The sequence below is a fragment of the Mesorhizobium sp. M7A.F.Ca.CA.003.01.2.1 genome (genome assembly GCF_003998945.1).
GTDB lineage: Bacteria > Pseudomonadota > Alphaproteobacteria > Rhizobiales > Rhizobiaceae > Mesorhizobium > Mesorhizobium ciceri.
The window spans coordinates 1-1918 of sequence record NZ_RZRA01001012.1 but is presented as its reverse complement, the minus strand read 5'-3'; the positions used below and the strand labels follow the sequence as shown (position 1 = coordinate 1918).

The following is a 1918-nucleotide window of genomic DNA, read 5'->3' as shown; positions in this document are numbered from 1 at the left end:
CGGCAGCACATTGATGCCGAAATCGGACCTCGCGGGCGCAGGCAGTGCCGTAAAACTCGCCTTCACCAGCGCCGCGTCCTCGGCATTGTCCGGATCGGAGGCGGGGTCGACGGTCAGCCGCGTCTGCACCGGAATGCAGATCGTTTCGCAGATGCCGAGAAAGATGTCGGCATCGATCACCGCCGGCTGGTTCGGCGTCGCCAGCGTGAATGTCACCGGCAGAGAGACCGGATAGTTGTAGCCCGCCCATTTGCCATAGCCGTCGTCATGGCGCTGCGGCGCCGGAAACGACAGAGCGGCGTCGGCGACGTTGGTGCTGGCCGAAATGTCGAGTTGCGGCGGCACGCCCGCGTCTCCCGGATCGCGCCAATATGTCTTCCAGCCGGGCTTGAGCGCTATGTCGAGAACGCCCTGTATGCGGCCGGCATCGTCGGCTTTGCCTGATGTAACCAGCCGGACCTTGCCGCCTTCGCTGTTGTACCACGCCGACGAAGAGGCGGCGGCGGGAAGAGCGGTGGCCGATCCGATGCCGGCGCCGAGCAGCAGGATTTTCAAGCTTCGCATGGCGGTGATTTGATCGTCCGTTCGTGGCCGCGCAATGATTTCATGGCCTTGCCGGTATCATATTTGCGTGACTTCGAGGGAGAAGAATGTTCGAGCCGCCGCCACAGGCTTTGGTCGAATCCAGCACGGCGCATCTTTTCGGCGCTTTGGAAACGCGTTACGCTCCCTTCATGGACTTGTTGCGCCACAAGAAGACGGTCGCCAGTCGCGGCTTTCTCGACGATCAGTTCCTGATTGCCATGCCCGGCATGAAGGACGACCGTTTCACGCGCTCGGTCATCTATGTCTGCGCCCATTCCGATGAAGGCGCCATGGGCCTGATCATCAACCAGACGCAGCAGATGCTGTTTCCGGACTTGCTCGTGCAACTGGGCATCATGAACGAGCAGGAGGCAATCCGCTTGCCGGCTCAGGCCCGCGATTTCGTCGTGCGCAATGGCGGCCCCGTGGATCGCAGCCGGGGCTTCGTCCTGCATTCGGGCGACTATCGGGTGGAATCATCGCTGACCGTTTCCGACGACATCTGCCTGACGGCGACCGTCGACATATTGCGCGCCATATCGTCCGGCCGCGGGCCTCGTCATGCGCTGATGGCGCTCGGCTATTCCGGCTGGGGCGCGGGCCAATTGGAGACCGAGATCGCAGAAAATGGCTGGCTGACCTGTCCGGCCAGTGCCGAGCTTCTGTTCGACACCGATATCGAGCGCAAATACGACCGGATCCTCGCCTCGATCGGTATCGACCTTGCGCATCTCAGCCTCGCTGCCGGACACGCCTGATCCGTTTACGCTTGCGTCAGCGGATACTGCTCTTTCAGCGTCTTCAGCACCTGGTCGCCCGGCATCGGCGCGCCGAACATGAAGCTCTGGACATATTCGCAGCCCATCTGGCGCAGTTCCAGCGCGTCGCTCTCGTCCGAAATGCCCTCGGCGACGACGGACAGGCCGAGTTCATGCGCCATGTTGACCATCGATTTCAGCAGCACCGCGCGCTTGGGCGTGTTGTCGTCGACGAAGCTCTTGTCGATCTTGATGGTGTCGAAGGGGAAACGCGTCAGATAGGCCAATGACGAATAGCCGGTGCCGAAATCGTCCAGCGACAGGCCGATGCCGAGCTGCTTCAGCTTGGTCAGCACATGGGCGGTCTGCTCGGGATTGTCCATGACAAGCGAGTCGGTGAGTTCGAGCCGGAAGCAGCGCGGCTTCAGGTTGGCCCGAGCGATGACCGAGCGGACGTCGCTGACCAGGTCGCGGCGGATCAACTGGCGGCTGGACAAATTCACCGAGACCGACAGCGGCGCGTCGCCGATCTGCTTTTGCCAGCTGGCGAGGTCTTCCGCCGCCTGCTGCATGGC

3 protein-coding genes are annotated in these 1918 nt (G+C 62.4%); 1 reads left to right on the top strand and 2 read right to left on the bottom strand.

Annotated features, from left to right (window positions below; genetic code table 11):
• Window positions 1–564: protein-disulfide reductase DsbD domain-containing protein (locus tag EN969_RS28985; RefSeq protein WP_127419620.1), on the bottom strand; the 564-nt coding region annotated here is incomplete at its 3' end.
• Between the two features lie 170 nt (window positions 565–734).
• On the opposite strand from EN969_RS28985, the gene EN969_RS28980 reads away from it, so the two are divergent.
• Window positions 735–1343, top strand: a complete 609-nt coding sequence (locus tag EN969_RS28980; protein WP_013532765.1) for a YqgE/AlgH family protein — start codon at window positions 735–737, stop codon at window positions 1341–1343.
• Window positions 1344–1348: 5 nt separating this feature from the next.
• On the opposite strand, the gene EN969_RS28975 is transcribed toward EN969_RS28980, so the two are convergent.
• Window positions 1349–1918 (bottom strand): EAL domain-containing protein (locus tag EN969_RS28975; protein ID WP_164758594.1); only part of this gene is annotated, 570 nt, incomplete at its 5' end.

Coding starts and splice junctions, on each gene's coding strand:
- EN969_RS28980 (WP_013532765.1), top strand. CDS start 735: ATGGACTTGTTGCGCCACAAGAAGACGGTCGCCAGTCGCGGCTTTCTC.